This is a genomic window from Nocardia sp. NPDC051900 (genome assembly GCF_044452545.1).
Taxonomy (GTDB): domain Bacteria; phylum Actinomycetota; class Actinomycetes; order Mycobacteriales; family Mycobacteriaceae; genus Nocardia; species Nocardia sichangensis.
The window spans coordinates 158896-176620 of the sequence record NZ_JBITBU010000018.1; the positions used below are offsets into that span (position 1 = coordinate 158896).

17 protein-coding genes are annotated in these 17725 nt (G+C 68.7%); 7 read left to right on the top strand and 10 right to left on the bottom strand.

The window, feature by feature from the left end; translation table 11 throughout:
• Window positions 1–7 precede the first annotated feature (7 nt).
• From ACIA5H_RS27930 to folE, 6 genes are all read right to left on the bottom strand, one after another.
• Window positions 8–1054, bottom strand: coding sequence for an NAD-dependent epimerase/dehydratase family protein (locus ACIA5H_RS27930; protein WP_356961925.1), 1047 nt, complete (start codon window positions 1052–1054; stop codon window positions 8–10).
• Window positions 1051–1332: a hypothetical protein gene (locus ACIA5H_RS27935; protein ID WP_397078369.1), complete on the bottom strand. Its 282-nt coding sequence runs from the start codon at window positions 1330–1332 to the stop codon at window positions 1051–1053. Before ACIA5H_RS27935 ends, ACIA5H_RS27930 begins: the two co-directional genes overlap by 4 nt.
• Before the next feature lie 2 nt (window positions 1333–1334).
• Window positions 1335–3008, bottom strand: a complete 1674-nt coding sequence (locus ACIA5H_RS27940; RefSeq protein ID WP_397078371.1) for a fatty acid CoA ligase family protein — start codon at window positions 3006–3008, stop codon at window positions 1335–1337.
• Window positions 3005–3919 (bottom strand): hypothetical protein, encoded by a 915-nt coding sequence (locus tag ACIA5H_RS27945; protein WP_397078373.1) that lies wholly within the window; start codon window positions 3917–3919, stop codon window positions 3005–3007. The genes ACIA5H_RS27940 and ACIA5H_RS27945 overlap by 4 nt, the downstream gene beginning before the upstream one ends.
• Window positions 3920–3927: 8 nt before the next feature.
• Window positions 3928–4980 carry a 3-oxoacyl-ACP synthase III family protein gene (locus ACIA5H_RS27950; protein WP_397078413.1) on the bottom strand — a complete coding sequence of 351 codons (1053 nt, stop codon included), beginning with the start codon at window positions 4978–4980 and terminating at the stop codon, window positions 3928–3930.
• Between the two features lie 548 nt (window positions 4981–5528).
• The gene (folE, locus tag ACIA5H_RS27955) at window positions 5529–6125 is read right to left on the bottom strand and encodes a GTP cyclohydrolase I FolE (RefSeq protein ID WP_364431053.1); all 597 of its coding nucleotides are present in this window, start codon (window positions 6123–6125) and stop codon (window positions 5529–5531) included.
• A 175-nt stretch (window positions 6126–6300) separates the two neighbouring features.
• Between folE and ACIA5H_RS27960 the strand changes: the two genes are divergently transcribed.
• Window positions 6301–7002, top strand: coding sequence for a helix-turn-helix transcriptional regulator (locus tag ACIA5H_RS27960; RefSeq protein WP_397078375.1), 702 nt, complete (start codon window positions 6301–6303; stop codon window positions 7000–7002).
• Window positions 7003–7090: 88 nt separating this feature from the next.
• Here ACIA5H_RS27960 and ACIA5H_RS27965 read toward each other — a convergent pair whose 3' ends face one another.
• A complete protein-coding gene (locus ACIA5H_RS27965; protein ID WP_397078377.1) occupies window positions 7091–7753 on the bottom strand; it encodes a TetR/AcrR family transcriptional regulator in 663 nt (220 codons plus the stop codon).
• A 106-nt stretch (window positions 7754–7859) separates the two neighbouring features.
• Between ACIA5H_RS27965 and ACIA5H_RS27970 the strand changes: the two genes are divergently transcribed.
• From ACIA5H_RS27970 to ACIA5H_RS27985, 4 genes are read left to right on the top strand one after another with little or no spacing between them, the layout of a single operon-like run.
• On the top strand, window positions 7860–8735 hold the full coding sequence (locus ACIA5H_RS27970) for a metal-dependent hydrolase (RefSeq protein ID WP_356961934.1): 876 nt from the start codon (window positions 7860–7862) through the stop codon (window positions 8733–8735).
• Entirely contained in the window at window positions 8732–9799 is a 1068-nt protein-coding gene (locus ACIA5H_RS27975; protein WP_397078380.1) for a PDR/VanB family oxidoreductase, read from the top strand. The genes ACIA5H_RS27970 and ACIA5H_RS27975 overlap by 4 nt, the downstream gene beginning before the upstream one ends.
• 38 nt (window positions 9800–9837) lie before the next feature.
• Window positions 9838–11310 (top strand): flavin-containing monooxygenase, encoded by a 1473-nt coding sequence (locus tag ACIA5H_RS27980; RefSeq protein WP_397078382.1) that lies wholly within the window; start codon window positions 9838–9840, stop codon window positions 11308–11310.
• Between the two features lie 5 nt (window positions 11311–11315).
• Window positions 11316–12224, top strand: coding sequence for a short-chain dehydrogenase/reductase (locus ACIA5H_RS27985; RefSeq protein WP_397078384.1), 909 nt, complete (start codon window positions 11316–11318; stop codon window positions 12222–12224).
• A gap of 13 nt (window positions 12225–12237) precedes the next feature.
• Here the strand turns inward: ACIA5H_RS27985 and ACIA5H_RS27990 are convergent, their stop codons facing one another.
• On the bottom strand, window positions 12238–12921 hold the full coding sequence (locus tag ACIA5H_RS27990) for a TetR/AcrR family transcriptional regulator (RefSeq protein ID WP_379251806.1): 684 nt from the start codon (window positions 12919–12921) through the stop codon (window positions 12238–12240).
• A 144-nt stretch (window positions 12922–13065) separates the two neighbouring features.
• On the opposite strand from ACIA5H_RS27990, the gene ACIA5H_RS27995 reads away from it, so the two are divergent.
• Both ACIA5H_RS27995 and ACIA5H_RS28000 read left to right on the top strand, forming a co-directional pair.
• Window positions 13066–14637: a succinic semialdehyde dehydrogenase gene (locus ACIA5H_RS27995; protein ID WP_397078386.1), complete on the top strand. Its 1572-nt coding sequence runs from the start codon at window positions 13066–13068 to the stop codon at window positions 14635–14637.
• A 33-nt stretch (window positions 14638–14670) separates the two neighbouring features.
• Window positions 14671–15501: an SDR family NAD(P)-dependent oxidoreductase gene (locus tag ACIA5H_RS28000; RefSeq protein ID WP_397078388.1), complete on the top strand. Its 831-nt coding sequence runs from the start codon at window positions 14671–14673 to the stop codon at window positions 15499–15501.
• A gap of 37 nt (window positions 15502–15538) precedes the next feature.
• Here the strand turns inward: ACIA5H_RS28000 and ACIA5H_RS28005 are convergent, their stop codons facing one another.
• Window positions 15539–16342, bottom strand: a complete 804-nt coding sequence (locus ACIA5H_RS28005; RefSeq protein WP_397078390.1) for a putative protein N(5)-glutamine methyltransferase — start codon at window positions 16340–16342, stop codon at window positions 15539–15541.
• A gap of 96 nt (window positions 16343–16438) precedes the next feature.
• On the bottom strand, window positions 16439–17308 hold the full coding sequence (locus ACIA5H_RS28010; protein WP_379251802.1) for a YdcF family protein: 870 nt from the start codon (window positions 17306–17308) through the stop codon (window positions 16439–16441).
• Window positions 17309–17725: the final 417 nt, after the last annotated feature.

The window sequence follows — 17725 nt, forward strand, 5'->3', positions numbered from 1 at the left end:
GAAGTGCTCAGCGCAGGTCGCGGGTGAGTTCGACCGCTCCGCCCTGGCCTTCCAGCCAGGTGAGGAAGGCGGTCAGCCCGCTGTCGCGGTCCACGACCGGCCGGTAGCCGAAATCGCGCGCGGCGGCGCTGGTGTCGTAGGTGGCGCTGCGGGTGAGCAGAGCGACGGCGTAGCGCGAGAGCGGAGGCGACCAGCGTGTCGCGACGGCGGGGATGCGCCAGATCGTCTCGATGACGCGCACCGCCGCATCGATCACCTTGGGGTTGGGTTTCCTGGTCGGCGGCTGGTATCCGAGCTGGGCGGCCACCTGGCCGAGAAAACCCCAGACGTCGGTCTTCTCGGCGTCGGCGATGAAATACGCTTTGCCGCCCACCGTGTCCGAGGCGGCTGCTCGAACACAGGCCTCGACGATGTTGTCGACGTGGCACAGCGAGGCGTACACGGTGCGGCCGAACGACAAATCCGGCAACGTTCCCGCGCCGGCCCGCCCGAGCATCCGCACGATGGGACCGGACCGGTCGCCCGCACCCCAGATCGCGCGCGGGCGCAGCGCGCAGGTGCGGAATCCCTCGGTGTCGGCGGCCAGCACCGCCCGCTCGGCCGCGGCTTTGGTCTCCGAGTACAGGTTCAGGTAGCGCCGCGGATACGGCACCGACTCGTCGACGTCGATCTGGTCGCCGCCGTAGTAGTCCATCAGCGCACTCGGGCTGGAGATGAACACGAACCGGGCGGCCCCGCCGCGCCGGGCCGCCTCCAGCAGCCGCTCGGTGGCCCGGACGTTCTCGTTCCAGAACTGCTCCCGGGTGCCGCGCTCGTCCACCCGTGCCGCGCTGTGGAACACGATGTCGACGCCGCGGGTCGCTCGCTCGAGCGACGCCGGATCGGTCAGGTCGCCGTAGACGAGCTGGATCTTGTCGAGGTCGGCGCTCAGGTCGGACAGATCGCTGGTGCGGCGCACCAGGATGGATACATGGTGCTCGCCGTCGCGCACCAGCCTGCGCACCAGCGCTCCGCCCAGAAAACCGGACGCGCCGGTCACCAGAACTTTGCTCATTGCCTTTTCTCCTTGCCGGGCTGGGTCCGCCACCAGGTCAGGCCGAAGATCTGCGTCAATATCGCCGTACGGAGGCGACCGCTGCCGGATCCCTCGGCGGCGCGCAAGGCCACCGGGATCTGGGCCGCGTGCACGACGACGCTGAGGAACGCGTCGATCCACCAGACGGTGCGCAGGATCCGGCTGTCGGGGACACGGCCGGTGGTCGCGGCGAGCGCGCCGCCCGCCAGATACAGCCATCCCAGGACGGGAACCGCCCGCAGTGCGGTTGTTTTCATGATCAGGTGTCCGTTCCGAGGCGCTCGGCCGCCCACCCTGTGAGCTCTTCGCGCCCGATCTTGGCGTTGTGCCGGATGTCCACCGGGAACGACGGATGGACAAGGAAGTCGGCGATCGTCCTGGTGAGGTCGAACTGCGCGCCGTGGGCCCGCAGCGCCGGCTCGACGACGGCCGGGTCGGCGCCCGGCTTCACTTCGACGCAGAGCACCGGTCGCTGCGCGCCGCGCCGACCGATCCCGACCAGCGCCGTGCGGGCCACACCCGCGACGGTGTTGAAGATCTGCTCCACCTGGACGGTGAACATCGGTCCCTGCGCCGTGACCACGCGCTGACTCTTGCGGCCGCAGAACCAGATCCGCCCTTGTTCGTCGATCCACGCGAGATCGCCGGTGCGATGCCAGACCCGATCGCCGTCGACGATCTTGCCCAACGCGTTCGCCTGTTCCGGCCAGTAATACCTGGTGCTGACGTTCGGCCCGCTCACCACCAGCTCGCCGATGCCACGCGTGTCCGCCAGGCCGCCCGCGAGTTCTTCGGCCCGCGCCCACGTCGGTATGGGGTCGTCGGTGATGGCGACGACGCGCGCCTGCACCTGGTAGGAGGGCCTGCCGATACAGGTTCCCGCGCCGCGGTGCGCCCGTTCGACCAGACCGTCCAGCAGTTCCCTGGACTCGATGGTGGACATCGGCAGCGCCTCGGTGGACCCGTATCCCGCCACCACCTTCGCGTCCTCGCCCAGCACCGCGCGCAGTCCGGCGATGCACCAGTCCGGCACCGGCGCGCCACCGGAATAGATGCTTTCCAGCGACGCGAGCGGAGTCGGGTGGGCACGCAGGTATTCCAGTAGCGGGATGAGTACGGCGGGGGAGGCGAACATGGTACTCACCCCGAACTTCTCGATCGCGTCGGCCACATGCGCCGGATCGGTCGCGCCCACCTTGCTCGGGATGAGCGGCGGCAGCACGCAACGCGAGCCGAGCAGCAGATCCAGCACGCCGACCAGCGGAAGGGTGATCAAGGAGGCTTCCGGCGCCACCTCCCCGCGTGCTACATGCACCTGCTCCACCATCGCGGCCAGGTTGCCGTGTGTCAGCTGTACGGCTTTGGCCGGGCCGGTGCTGCCGGTGGTGAAAGCGATGAGCAGCAAATCGTCCTCGGTGGCCGGGCGGCCCACGGGCATCGAGCCGGTGGGCGTACGGCCCCAGTCCCGCAGCGACTCGCCGCGCCAGAACCAGCGTCTGCCGACCGTCACCACCGTGTGGACGGTGCGGAAGCCGCGCCGGAACAACACGCGCAGCGCATGCGCCTGCGGGATGCCGATGAACGCCTCGGCATCCACGGCGCGCAAGCAGCGCAACATCTTTCGCACGCCCATGCCCGGGTCGATCACCACGGCCACCGCGCCGATCTTGAGCAGCCCGAACATGATCGCGTACAGCTCCGGGCTCGGCAGCACCAGCACGATGGTGCGCGTCCCGGTGCCGACACCCGACGCGGCGAGCCGCTGGGCGATCGTGTCCGACCACGCGTCCAGCTCGCGATAGGTCAGGTGCCGGTAGGCCGGCAGGCCATCGGGGCCGACCCCGTCCGCGTAGCGCACGGCCACCCGGGTGGGGTCGGTGCGGACGACCGCACGGAACCGATCGATGGCCTGCCAGTAGGTTCCCGTTGTCACGCAGGCGCCCCGGCGAAGACTGGCAGCCGGTAGAGCGCCGCCGCCGCGGAGGGACCCGCGCCCGCCGCGACGAACAGCAGTTGGCGATGAGCGGCGAGGGTGTCGTCCGCTACCGCTTGGTCGTAGGCCGCGGTGAGCGCGGCCGTGTGCGGGTCGCCGTCGCGCAGATCCGGTGTGCGAACCGAGCTTTCGTCGATGCCGAGCGCGGCGGCCAGCTTTTTCGGGAACTCCGGGCTCGGCGTCGAGGCGATCAGCGCGATCTCGTCGAGCGAGGCATGGTCGGACTCGGCGAGCGCCAGGCGCGCGGCGTCGACGGCCACCTCCAGCAGGCGGTCCTCGAAGCCGGGCTCGCGTTCCACCGTCATGGCGCCGCGGCCGGTGTTGCCCATGGTCGTCACGTCGACGTAGGCCTCGACCGCGGGCGTGCCCTCGCCCGCGACGGTGTGCACCCTGCCGAAGCCGGTCGGCTCGTCGGTGTGTTCGAGCAGCAGCGCCGCGCCGCAGGTGGCGTACGGGAACCGGTCGTCGCCGACGGAACGCAGCAGGGACGGATGGGTGTCGCCGGAGACGACGAGCACGTGCTCGGCGCTACCGGTCTCCAGGACCGACGTGGCCACCTGCACCGCGTTGAGCACGCCGATCGCGCCGTTCATCAGATCGAACGAGAACGTCCTCGGGTCGTCCTTGGCGTACTCCAGGCCGATTCCGGCCGCTTTCTGGATCAGCGCCGACACCGCGGGCTCGACGGTGTTGGAATCCCGGAAGATACCCGCGTTGATCAGCAGGCCGACCTGGTCGGGACGGATGCCGGCACGCTCGAGGCACCGCTTGGCCGCGCGCCCGTTGTGCTCCACGATGCTGTTGGTGTCGCCGCCGCGGCTGATCGCGCTGGACTTGATACGCACACTCATGACCGGCCTCAGACCTTCAGTGACGAGATGGTGGTGGACAGGAACCCGGTGACGATGCCGGAAGCCGCGGGCACCAGCAGCAACTTCGAGCCCGCGGGGATGCTCTGCTCGCTGAGCTGATCGTGCAGCACGATGAAATGCGAAGTGGTGGAAGTATTTCCGTACTTCTCGATGACCCGCAGGTCCGGCGGCATCGGACTGCCGAACTCGCGCTCGGCGATCGCGTTCATCCACGGGATGGCGGTGGCGCCGAACTGATGGTGGATGACGTAGTCGAACTTCTCGTCGGCGAAGGTCTTGCCCTGCGCCTCGAGGAATTTCCGCTGGGTATTGGTGCCGAGCAGGAAGCGATCCTCGTTGTGCATCCTGCGGTTGTCGGTGTACATCGCGATGCCTTGCGTCTTGCCGCTCGGCATGCCCAGACACAACTGCGCGTATTCCGCGGCGGTCATCATTTCGATGTAGTGGATCATGTCGTTTTCATCGACCGCGCGATCCAGCACGATCGCGCAGCCGGAGTCGCCGACGGACAGCGAAGCGAATTGCGGATCGTATTTCTGGGAAATCTCGGCAACTGCGGTCTCGGCGATCGGGGTAATCGCTTCACCACTGACCACGAGGCCATTACGAACGGCGCCGGACCGGATCATCCGATCCAGGATGTACGTGCCGGTCAGCATTCCCGCGCAGGCATTGGTGATATCGAATGTGATCGCGTTCTTGGCACCGATAAGGCGGCTTATCGAACCGGCGAACGACGGCTCCATGTACACCCTGGTCGCGTGCTTGCTCCGCGTGATCGAGGCGGAGATGATGACGTCGATCTCCTCCGGCGCATACTGTGACCTCGACAGACAGTCTTCCACAGCTTTCATGGCCAGTGTGAACGAGTCCTCGTGACTTTCCGGCCTGGTGTCGCGGACCCGGCGCTCACGGACGCCGGTTATTTTCTCAAGATCGAATGAAGGAGCTTCTTTCAGCCCGGAAAGAAGCTCCTCCGTGGTGACGACTCTGGAAGGCAGATAGGCGCCGATGGATTCGAAACGAGAATGGGGAGACACGAGCGCTCCTGAAATCGTGGGGAAATACGGTTCCGGATCGACTCTGATCGTCGGTGCAGTGAACACTACCCGACAGTAACAACGAATGGCTATATCACCTTCGGGCCTTCCGTCTGAGACGGAAATCACTGCCGATGGTATCTGTTTCGTGAGGTATCACCAACCGGTGATCGGCTGGCTATGGCGTTCGCAGTATTGCGATGTGAGCTGCCGTTTCGGCTTGTCACGGTGTTTCGCGTCGCGGGCAGTACGTGGCGCCCCGGGTGGGCGAATGCGTCGCTTTCGGAATGGCAACCGATCGGCTATTGCCGAATGGCGGCAATGTGCGAGTACTCGGGGAGGCGTCTCTCTCGTCGGATGTGAGTGACTTCACTGCGAACCGTGCGTCCCGCGCGGGATCGGAGCGATGCGGCCAGTGCTTCGATACGCGCCGAACATCGCTGTGGCGCAGAAGGTTTGCTCGCTACTGGACGCACCGAACGATCCGAGCGACGCCGCAGTGTGGGCGGTCGCTGCTCGGGGGTGTTGTAGCTCGACGGTGGAGATGGTCAGGGCGCGATCCCGGTGAGGGAGAAGAACTCCTGACGAGAGCGGGCGTCGTCACGCAGTGTGCCGAGCATGGTGGAAGTGACCGTGGTCGTGCCGACCGCCTGCACGCCGCGCAGGGTCATGCAGGTGTGTTCGGCTTCGATGACGACCCCGACCCCTTTGGGGCTCAGATTCGTCGCCAGCCAGTCGGCTATCTGTTTGGTCAGTCGTTCCTGTACCTGGGGGCGGCAGGAGAAGTGTTCGACTATGCGGGCGAGCTTGGACAGTCCGAGGATGCGGTCGCCCGGTAGGTAACCGACGTGGGCGACCCCGACGAACGGCAGCAGGTGGTGCTCGCATACCGACCGCAACGGGATGCGGCGGGCCAGTACGAGCTCGTCGTAGCCCTCGTCGTTGGGGAAAGTGGTCAGGTCGAACGGGCGGGGAGTGAACAGTTCGGCGTAGGCGCGTGCCATGCGGCCCGGGGTGGCCTTCAGGTGTTCGTCGTCGAGGCCGACGCCGAGCGCGGAGAGGAACTCGCCGGCCGCGCGCTCGGCGGCGGTCAGGTCGACGGTGGCGCCGGAGTCGTGGACGACTCGTAACGCGGAATGGGACATGAACGCTGGCTCCCCATGTCGAGGGCGGCTCGTGGCGCACCGCCGTGGCTGGTCCGAATGCGGTCGGCTGATTACGACAATTATTATTGGTTAAATTTCCCGATATGGTCAAGAGCTCGCCATATATCGACTCGGAACGTATTTCGACCAGTGTGGTGAGTGCTATCGTGATCCTGTGACCAGCGATGCGGCGATCGGTGCAGTGGCCGCCCTCGACGACGAACTGCGGCGCGGGATGTATCGGTTCATCCGGCGCGCCCGTCGCCCGGTGACCCGGGACGAGGCCGCCGAGCAGGTGGGGATATCCCGCAAGCTGGCCGCGTTCCACCTGGACAAGCTCGTCGAGGCCGGGTTGCTGCGGGCCCGCTACGAGCAGGTCGGCGGCGTCCGGCGGGTCGGGCGCACGCCGAAGGTCTACGAGCCCGCCGACACCGAGGTCCAGGTCAGCATTCCCGAACGCCGCCACCAGGTGCTCGCGGAGATACTCGCCGACGCCGTCCTCGCCGAGTCGGCCGACGAGACCTCGCGGGAGGCCGCGATGCGGATAGCCCGCGACCGCGGCGCCGAACACGGACAGGCGCTACGGCAACAACTTCGGCCGGGACGCCTCGGCGCCGAACGTGCGCTGACGCTGCTGCAGTCGACGCTGACCGATCAAGGGTTCGAACCCGGCCGGGAGAGCGCGGGATGTGTGCGCCTGCGGAACTGCCCGTTCCACCCACTCGCGGCCAAGGCCCCGGACCTGGTGTGCGGAATCAACCACGCCTACCTGCGTGGCTTTCTGAACGGCCTGGAAGCCGACACTGTGACGGCGATGCTCGCGCCGGCAGCGGGCGAATGCTGCGTCGAGCTGCGTTCGACCGGCGGCCGCGTGTGATCGATCACCGGCCCGGAGCGGCCGGTCGGCCACGTTCACGTGGCGCCCGTCGAGCCGCATGATCCGATCGGGCGCTCGGCGTCCGGGGCTAGGCTTCGGTGCTCAGCGAGGAGCGCGCTGTGGCGATCCGTTCGAGCACGTCGGACGTGTGCGCGTCGAAACGCTCTCGGGAGACCGGGATCTCGCCGTCGAGCCACGGGCGATAGAGATAGGCGAGCGCGCCGAAGATGGCGCTGGCGTTGAGTTCGTGATCGTGCTCGTCGGGAATCGGCTCGGTGTAGTCGCCCGCGCTGATGACCAATGCGATCGGCGCGGTGAAAAGGCCGATGAGTTCATAGGCGCGCGGCAAGAGCACGGGCGTGGCCTGCGACTCGACGAACATGATGCGCCCGCGGCGGCGGTCCTCCAGCAGATAGTCGGTGAAGACGGCGACCATGTGGCGGAACATCGCGTCGCGTTCGACGGGTGCGTTGGGCAGCTCGTCCAGCAACCGGTCGCGCGCGCCCAGTACCACGGTGTCCAGCACGGTGGTCAGCAGCGCGTCCAGGTTCGGAAAGCTCTCGTAGAAGTAGCGCTCGGTGAGTCCGGCCTGACGGCAGACACCTCGCATGGACGTCTCGGCCGCGCCCACGGTGGCCATCAGTTCCGTGCACGCCTCGATCAGCTGTTCCCGGCGCGCGGCGACGCGATCGGCGGGGGATTGCCCGCGCCAGCGGCGCATGCCCGGAATCGACCCGTCGGCTTCGTCCATGGCCGTCATCCTCTCATAGCGGCCGAATTGACATCATGTGATGTTGACAGCATGTGATGTCACCAATACATTGCGAAGACCACCGATCGATCACGAGGGGTGCGAGATGGGTTCTGCCGTATATGCCGACCAGACACACGCCATCAACGCGCGGGCCGTGGAGTTCGACTTCGCCACGGTGCCGATGCATTACATCCCCGGCGAGGCGATGGCCACCCACATCATCAACGTGATGCACCTGGTGCTGCCCGAAGGCGAGCGCGCGATGGCGCAGGCGCTGGCCGAGGCACTGCCGCTGATCGACGACGAGCGGTTACGCGAGGAAGTCCGCGGCTTCATCGGCCAGGAATCCATGCATGCCAGTTCGCACGAGAAGGCGCGCGAACAGTTGGAGCGGCTCGGCCTGGAGGTCGGCCCGATGGTCGACCGGGTCACCTGGCTGGTCGACCGGATACTCGGCGACCACGGGCTGTCCGGCCGGGCCAAGCGGGAGTGGTTGTGCGAGCGGCTGGCGTTGTTCGCGGGCATGGAGCACTACACCGCGGTCATCGGGGAGTGGCTGCTCACCAACGACAAGCTCGAGGCCAAGGGCATGCACCCGGCGATGCTGGATCTGATCCGCTGGCACGGCGCGGAGGAGGTCGAGCATCGCAGCGTCGTCTACGACGCGTACATGCACGTCGACGGCGGATACGCGCGCAAGGCGCGGCAGGCGCTGCTGGCCAGCGCGGGCTTGCTCGTCTTGTTCGTCATCTCCGGGGGCTACCTGTTCCACAAGGACCCGTCGAAGCACAAAGGCCGATTCTGGCCACTCCAAATGGCCAGCGCCTCGGTGCGCGGTGTGGTGCCGAGCTTCACGACCTTCTTCACCGAGATTCCGCGTTACCTGCGGCCGGGCTTCCACCCGTCGCAGCTCGGCCCGATGGACAACGCCCTGCGTTACCTCGCGCAGTCGCCCGCGGCACGGGCGGCGCGCGGGTGACCGCCGTCGAGCGGTTCCAGCCAGGGCCCGCACTGCGCCTGATCGGCTCGGCGGCCGACGCCTACAAGCGGCTGTTCGTGGAAGGCGACGCCGCGCGACTGCTCTCGCGCCCGGATCCGGTCCGCCGCACCGGCTACGAATTCGAGGTGGTCGTCGACCGGATCGGCCAGGAGGCCGACGGTGTGGTGAGCTTGTGGCTGCGCCACCCCGAGGGCGGCCCGCTGCCCGCGTGGACGCCCGGCGCACATCTGGACGTCTTCCTGGCCTCCGGTCGCCAGCGGCAGTATTCGCTCACCAACGACCCCGCCGACCGCGGGTTCTACCGCATCGCGGTCCGTTACATCGCCGACGGCGAGGGCGGCTCCGCGGAGATCCATCGGGATCTGCGGGTGGGTGACCGCCTGGGCGTGCGCGGGCCGCGCAACGCGTTCCCCTTCGTCGCCGCGCCGTGTTATCTGTTCGTCGCGGGCGGCATCGGGATCACGCCGATCCTGCCCATGGTCGCTGCGGCCGAGCATGCCGGGGTGCCGTGGCGGTTGATGTACCTGGGCCGCTCCAGGACGCGCATGCCGTTCCTGTACGACTTGGCTCGCTACACCGGCGGTGACGTGGTGGTGCGGCCGGACGACGAGTTCGGCGTACCCGACGCGCGGATGATCTTCGAGCAGACGCCGCCCGGCGCCGCGGTCTACGTCTGCGGGCCGCCGCCGCTGGCCGAGGCCGCGCGCGGGGTGCTCGCGCTGCACGATCCCTCGGCCTCGCTGCACACCGAGCGGTTCTCGCCGCTGCCCGTGCGGGACGGGGAGCCGTTCCGGATCAGGTTGCGTCGCAGCGGGTTCGACGTGGAGGTCGCCGCCGACGAGTCCGCGCTCAGCGCGATCCGCCGCGTGCTGCCCGGCGTGGCCTACTCCTGCGGGCAGGGTTTCTGTGGCACCTGCAAGACCCGGGTGCTCGCGGGCGCGGTGGAACACCGGGACCGGTCGCTGCTCGAGTCCGAGCGCGCCGAGGCGATGCTGACCTGCGTCTCCCGCGCGCACGGCGGCGAACTCGAACTGGATCTGTGAGCTCGGCGGGCAACGTCGCCCGCGGGTGGGAGGAGGACATGGCAGTGGCTGCGCATCCGGAGCACGTCCCGATCGCGGTGATCGGAGCCGGGATAGCCGGAATCGGTCTGGCGGTCGCGCTGCGCGAGGCGGGTATCGAGGATTTCGTGCTGCTCGAGCGCGCCGACGATCTCGGTGGCACCTGGCGCGCGAACACCTATCCGGGCTGTGCCTGCGACGTGCCTTCGCATCTGTATTCGTACTCCTTCGCGCCCAATCCGAATTGGTCGCGCACCTACGGGACGCAGCCGGAGATCCTCGCCTACCTCCGCTCGGTCGCGACGCGCCACGACGTGGTGCGCCACATGCGGTTCGGCGTCGAACTGCTCGAGGCGCGCTGGGACGAAGCAGGCACGCGGTGGCGGCTGCGCACCGATCGCGGCGATCTGACCGCGGACGTACTGGTCTCCGCCGTCGGGCCGTTCAGCGAGGCGCGGATCCCGCGGCTGCCGGGCGCGGAGACCTTCGAAGGGGCGCAATTCCATTCACTGCACTGGGACCACGAGCACGATCTCACCGGCGAGCGCGTCGCGGTGATCGGCACGGGCGCGTCGGCCGTCCAATTCATCCCCGAGATCCAACCGCTGGTGGGCGAGTTGACCGTGTTCCAGCGTTCGGCGCCGTGGATCGTGTCGCGGTTGGATCGCCGCACGCTGCCCGCCGAACGCGCGCTGCTGCGCCGGGTGCCCGCGCTCGGCCGCGCGCTGCGCGGCCTGTACTACACCGGCATCGAAGGGTTCGGTCTGGTCGGCTTCGTGGACAAGCGATTCCGCCATCCGTACGAGGCGCTCGGCAGACTCCAGCTGCTGCGTCAGGTGCGCGATCCCGAGCTGCGGCGCAAACTCACCCCTGACTATGTGATCGGATGCAAACGTGCGATCTTCTCCGACGCCTACTATCCGGCGCTGACCCAACCGAACGTCGAGGTGGTGACCGAGGGCATCCGAGAGATCCGCGCCGGGTCGATCGTCACCGCCGACGGCGCGGAGCACCCTGTGGACACGATCATCTGGGGTACCGGATTCGGTGTTCCCCCCGCCGTTTTCGATCGGGTGCACGGAATCGGCGGGCGCTCCATCGGTGAGCGGTACCGGGAGCGGCCGAGCAGTTACCTCGGCACGACTATGGCCGGGTTCCCGAACTTCTTCTGCACGCTGGGTCCGTTCGGGGCGGCGGGCAATCAGTCCGCCATCTATATGATCGAGGCGCAGGTGCGCTATATCGTCGATGCCGTGACCACCATGCGTGCGCAGAACATCCAGCGGATCGATGTGCGCGAGGATGTGCAGCGTGCCTTCCTCGACGAGGTGACCGAGCGCAGTCGCGACACCGCTTGGCTGACCGGCGGTTGCCGCAGCTACTACCAGACCGCCGACGGCGGCAACGCGGGGCTGTACCCGAACTGGAGCTTCGAGTATCGCAGGCGCACAAGTCGTTTCGATCACGAGTCCTACCGGCTGCGGGCGGGGTGAGCGCCGTGGTCGTCGATCTGCTGCGTCAGCTTCTCTCCCCGCCCGCCGAGCACTTGGATGTCCGCGACCGGGTGGTGGTGATCACCGGCGCGGGCACCGGCATCGGCCGGGCGCTGGCCGAAAAGCTCTACGCCTCGGGCGCTTCGGTGGCGCTGATCGACATCGACGAGGCCACCGCCGCGGCCGTCGGGCGCTCGATGGGGGAGCGGGCGCTGGTCGTGCGCGCGGACGTCTCCGATCGAATCGGGATGCGCGAAGCCATCTCCCGGGTGCGCGAGCGGTTCGGACGGATCGATGTCATGGTGGCCAACGCGGGCGTGGTGCCCGAGCCCGCGACCATCCGGACGATGAATCCCGGCGACTTCGATCGGGTCATCGGCATCAACGTGACCGGCGTGTTCAACACTGTGCATCCGGCGCTGGACGACATCGTCGCCGCGAAAGGGCACGTGGTGGTGGTCTCCTCCGCCGCGGCGTTCGCGCCGGGCATGGCCGGTTCGCCCTACATGGTCAGCAAGGCCGCCGTCGAGCAGTTCGGGCGGGCGCTGCGGGTGGAGCTGGCCGCGGTCGGCGCGACCGCGGGCGTGGCGTACTTCGGCATCGTCGACACGGCGATGACCCACGGCACCCTCGACGAAGACGATCTGGGCGCCGATCTGGGCGCATTGCTGCCGTGGCCGCTCAACCTGCGCATCACCGTGCGCGACGCGGCGGAATCCATCGCCGACGGCATCGCCCGTCGCGCCGCGCGCACCATCGCGCCGCCACAGTGGGAGCCCTACGCGTTGTTCCGCGGCGCGATCAACGTGGTGCTGGACAGCAGGCTGGCCCGGGACCCGCGCGTGCACGGCCTGATCCACCGGGTCGAACAGCGCGTCCTCGACAGCCGCCCCGTCACCCCGGTTCCGCGCTGACGCGCGGGCCGGGCTAAGGCTCGGCGGGGAAGATCGTGGGCAGCGTCAGCGCGTATTCCACATCGGCCCGCGTGCCGAGCGTCGTGAGCAGCACCCGGATCATGGTCAGGCGTGCCGCCGCGACGGTGTCCGCGTCCGGCTCGGCGCCGGGTGCGGTACCGGCGGAGATCCGGTAGACGACGTACTCGCACAGGTGCAGCGCGGCGTCCAGGTCCAGCGGGCTCGGCACCGGACGGCCCAGCCCGGCGAACGTCTCGCGTACCAGCGCGCGGATGTCGTCGAGCGCGCGCTCCCGATATACCGACACCGGCGAGCCCGGATCGTGCAGCTCGGCGAACAGCGGCCGCAGCATGGGGCCGTGCCCGCGCGCCCAGTCCAGGTAGGCGTCGATCAATCGGATGCCCAGCTCGACCGGCTCGTCGGTGCCCGTCAACGCCGTGCGGATGCCGCCGACCAACCCGTCGTTGGAACTGTCGAGCACCGCGAGCAGGGGTTCGTTCGCGTTGGCGAAGTAGCGGTAGAAGGTCGGCCGTGCCAACCCGGCCTGCTCGATGATCTGCGCGACGCTCAGCCCGCGGGAACCGGTGCGGGTGAACACTTCCGCCGTCGCCAGCACGATCCGGGCGCGCACCTCTTCGGCCTGTTCCGGAGTCTGCGGCGGTCTGCCGCGCCGTGCGGCCGTCGACTCAGCGGGCATGGTGCCACCTCACAAAGCGGCCCCCGGGATACCTGTGCGCCACGACGAACAGCTTGACACGAGCAGTGACATAGACATTAATCTAACACCACTGTTCATTTAATAGGGCGCGCACGCGGCCCACCGTCCTCGAGAGGGCCGAACATGACCACCGCCTCCCACCCGGTCACCGCCGACGCGCTGCCCTCCGCGCTGGTGCGGCCGTTGCTCGCGCACGCCGTCGCGGGCGGCGCCCCCGCGGTCGAAGTGTTCGCGCCCGCGACCGGCGCGAAGATCGTCGACCTGCCGCAGTCCTCCACCGCCGATATCGAGACCGCGTTCGCCACCGCCCGCGAAGCGCAGCGCCAGTGGGCGCGGCGTCCGGTGCGGGAAAGGGTCGCGGTGCTGCGCCGGTTCCACGACATCGTGCTGGCCGAGCAGGACACCATCCTGGACATCGTGCAGACCGAGACCGGCAAGGCACGGGCGCACGCCTTCGACGAGGTCGGCGACGTGGCCGTGAACGCCAGGTACTACGCCTCGGTGGCCGGCCGGCTGCTGGCCACCCGCAAGCCGCGCGGAGTGCTTCCCGTGCTCACCCAGGTCGACGTGCTGCACCGGCCCAAGGGTGTGGTGGCGGTGATCTCGCCCTGGAACTACCCGCTGGCACTGGCCGTCTCCGACGCGCTGCCTGCCCTCGTCGCGGGCAACGCGGTGGTGGCGCGTCCGGACAACCAGACCGCACTGACCGCGCTGTGGGCCATCGATGCCGCCGTGCGCGCCGGACTGCCGCGTGGGCTCTGGCAGGCGGTGCTCGGCCGCGGTTCGGTGATCGGCGGCGACGTGATCGCCCGCGCCGACTACGTCGACTACACCGGCTCCAGCGCCACCGGGCGCACCATCGCCCAGCAGGCGGGCGAGCGGCTGATCGGCTACTCCCTCGAACTGGGTGGCAAGAACCCGCTGCTGGTGCTCGCCGACGCGGACGTCTCCCGTGCCGCCAAGATCGCCATCCGCGCCTGCTTCGCCTCGGCCGGGCAGCTGTGCGAGTCGATGGAACGGATCTACGTACACGACAGCGTCTATGACCGCTTCGTCGCCGAATTCGTCGGGCACGTCGAGGCCATCGAACTCGGCGGCGGGCTGAACTACGACAGCGACATGGGTTCGCTGACCTTCCAGCGTCAGCTGGACACGGTGCTGGCGCATGTGAACGACGCGGTGGCCAAGGGCGCCACGGTGCTGGCGGGCGGTCGCGCGCGCCCGGACCTCGGCCCGTACTTCTACGAGCCCACGGTGCTGGCGGGCGTGCGGCCGGGCATGACGGTGCATCGCGAGGAGACCTTCGGCCCCGTGGTCTCGATCTACCGTGTGAGCAGCGACGACGATGCCGTTGCGCAGGCCAATGACACCGCCTACGGCCTCAACGCCAGCGTGTGGACCAAGGACGCCGCCCGCGGCCGTGCGGTGGCGGCGCGGATCAACGCGGGCTCGGTGAACGTCAACGAGGGCTTCATCGCCGCGTGGGGCAGCGCCGACGCGCCGTCGGGTGGGCTCGGCATCTCCGGCACGGGGCGCAGGCACGGTCCCGAAGGCCTGCTCAAGTACATCGACACCCAGACCATCGCGGTGCAGCGGGTGCTGCCCATCGCGCCGCTGCCCGGTATGTCCGAAGCGCTCTGGGCCAAGACCATGACGCTGTACTTCGGCGTCATGAAATCGCTTCGGCAGAAGTAACTCGCAGGACTCACGGATCAGGAAGCGGTACGGATGAAACTGGACACGGTGGCGGGCAAGAGGGTCCTGGTCACGGGGGCCGCGATGGGCCTGGGCAAGCTGTTCGCCGAGCGTGCGGTGCGCGAAGGCGCCGCGGCGGTGGTGCTGTGGGACATCAACGAGGCCGCGCTGAAGGAGACCGCCGCCGAGCTGACCGGCCGCGGCAGCGCCGTGCACCATCACGTGGTCGACGTGGCCTCGGCCGAGTCGATCACCGAGGCGGCGGCAAGCGTGCGCGAGCAGGTCGGCGGCATCGACATCCTGGTCAACAACGCGGGCATCGTGCGCGGCAACAGCTACTTCTGGGAAACCGACAACCGCGCCGACATCGACAAGACGATGGCGATCAACTCGCTCGGACCGATGTACGTCACGCTCGAATTCCTGCCCGCGATGGTCGCCGGATCCACCGAGGCGCGAGTGCTGACCATCGCTTCCTCGGCGGGCCTGGTGTCCAACCCGCGCATGAGCGTCTACGCCGCGTCCAAGTGGGCGGCGCTGGGCTGGTCGGACTCCGTGCGCATCGAGCTGGAACAGGCCGGCCACGACCACGTGAAGATCACCACGGTCTGCCCGACCTACATCAACACCGGAATGTTCGAGGGCGCCAAGGGATTCCTGTTCACGCCGATCCTGGACCAGCTGAAGGTGGTCGACACCTCGTGGCGGGAGATGAAGAACGGCACCCCGCTGCTCGTACTGCCATGGACATCACGCTTGAACAAGGCGCTCTCCGGCCTGCTGCCGATCAAGCTGCGCGACCTGTTCCTCGACACGGTCGGCGTCTACCACTCGATGGACCAGTTCACCGGCCGCAAGAAGTAGCGCGGCATCCGGGTCGGAGCCGGGCGGTGCGCCCTCGTCACCGGGGGCGGGTGCCGATGACCACGGTCGCGTAGTGCTCGTCCGACTCCGCGACGCGCCCGGCGAGGCCGTGCTCGGCCAGCACGCCGAGCGCGATCGGCGCTTGGTCCTCGCTGGACTCCACGAGCAGATGTCCGCCCGGGGCCAGCCACTCGGCAGCATCGGCCGCGACCCGGCGGAAGACATCCAATCCGTCCGGGCCGCCGTCGAGGGCGGTGCGCGGCTCGTGATCGCGTGCCTCCGGCGGCATCCGCGCGATCATTTCCGAGGGGACGTAGGGGGTGTTGCAGAGCAGGACATCGACGCAGCCGCGCAATTCCTCCGGCAAGGGCTCGAAGAGGTCCCCTTCGTAGACCGGGGCGCCGAGCGGGGTGAGGTTGCGGCGGGCGCACGCGACCGCGACCGGATCGATGTCGGCGGCCGCCAACGTGATGGCGCGGCCCGCGTCGGCGGCGGCCCGCGCCGCAGCGAGGCCGAGGGCGCCCGAGCCACAGCACAGATCGACCACCACCGGATGGCCGGTGCGGTCGCGGATCAATTCGACCGCAAGATCGACGAGGAACGCGGTGCGCTGCCGCGGCACGAAGACGCCGGACGACACCGCGACCCGCAGTCCGTGGAACTCCGCCCAGCCGAGCAGGTGCTCGAGCGGACTGCCGGTGACGCGCCGGGCGACCAGCGATTCGAGGGGGACACCGGTCTCCGCGGCGGCGGCCGTGAGCAACCGCGCCTCGTCCTCGGCGAACACGCAGCCCGCCGCCCGGAGCCGAGCCACCACGTCGGTACTTCCCGCTGACGTCACGGGGCCATCCTGCCGCGCGCACGCGTGACGCCGCCAACGGATTTCCCCGGGCGATCGGGACCGGCGTTTCGGACGCGGGTCCCGATCGGCCCGGAGTCAGCGTGCCGTGTCGAGCTGGAAGGTGCGGGTGGCGTCGAGGTAGATGCCGCGCTGGCCCGCTCGGCCCGGCGGCGGCAGCTGCGAGACCAGCTGTTCGAGCGAGGTCGTCGCGCCGACGACCCTGGTGCCCGCGACGATGAAATCCGCCACGGCACGGCGGATGTGATTGGGCGAGGTGACCACGATCGCGCTCGTCGCGCCCACATCCCGCAGCAGCCTCGTGCTGAACAGGGCGTTCTGCACGGTGGAGCCCGCGCGGCTCTCCACGTGGACGCGCGTGGGCGGCACGCCGTGGGCGACCAGCCAGTCGCGCATGGCCTCGGCCTCGGTGATGCCGTTCTGCGGATTGCCGCCGGTGACGACGATCGGCGACAACGGCGCGGCGATCGACTGCAACCAGGCCGCGGTGAGCCGGTTCACCAGTTCGGGACGCAGCGCCCCGTCCGGGAGCAGGCCGTAGCCGAGCACGACGATGCCGGTCTGCGGCCCCGCCAGCGCGGGCAGCGGGTTCGGCAGGGTGCCCACGGCGGCGCGGATGGCGCCGAGCACGTTGTCGGTGCCCTGTGCCAAGCCCGGATCGACCGCGTGCAGCCGGGCCATGGCGTCCACCAGCGCGGGCAGGTCACCGGCGTAGTCCGACCAGATCGCCTGCAGGGCCAGTGCTTCGGCGTCGGCGGGGTCGGCGCCGATCAGATTGCGCAGGTCGGCGCGGCCCGCGTTGTCGTCGCCGTTGGCGAAGTGCCGCTGGGCGGAGTTGTAGAGGGCGTCCGTTTCCGGCGCGGCGTGCGCGGGGACACCGGCGAGCCCGGTGAGCGAGAACGCGGCGAACGACGCCGCGACGAGAGATTTCCAATGCCTCGAGATCATCACTACAGTCGTCACCTTTCCGCTGCGGAACGGGTTGGCACGTGCTAGCAGTTAGCTGGGGCAAGCAGGAATTACCATACGGCCGAAGTTCCCGGCGATCCGGCAATTGGCGAACGGGTCATGCGCCGCCGTCACGGCTATGTGTGCTCGGCGGAACGACAGGTCGCGAAATCCGCTGTCGGCGATTTTCGATGCCGAGTCGGCGCGTTTCGATCTTCGCTCTTACCAAAGAAACGTTCAGTTCGGCGCAAGGCGGGCTGCCATGGACAATGCTCTCCGTGTCGCTCCGCTCAGCCCTGGCGGCCCGATGGTGGACGAGTGCCTTCCGGCGTGTCGAACGGTCTTAGTTCGGTTCGCCGAGCGTCCGCCCGCGGTTCGGCGTTCGATTGCCTTGCATTAGCTCAACTCGACGTGGGC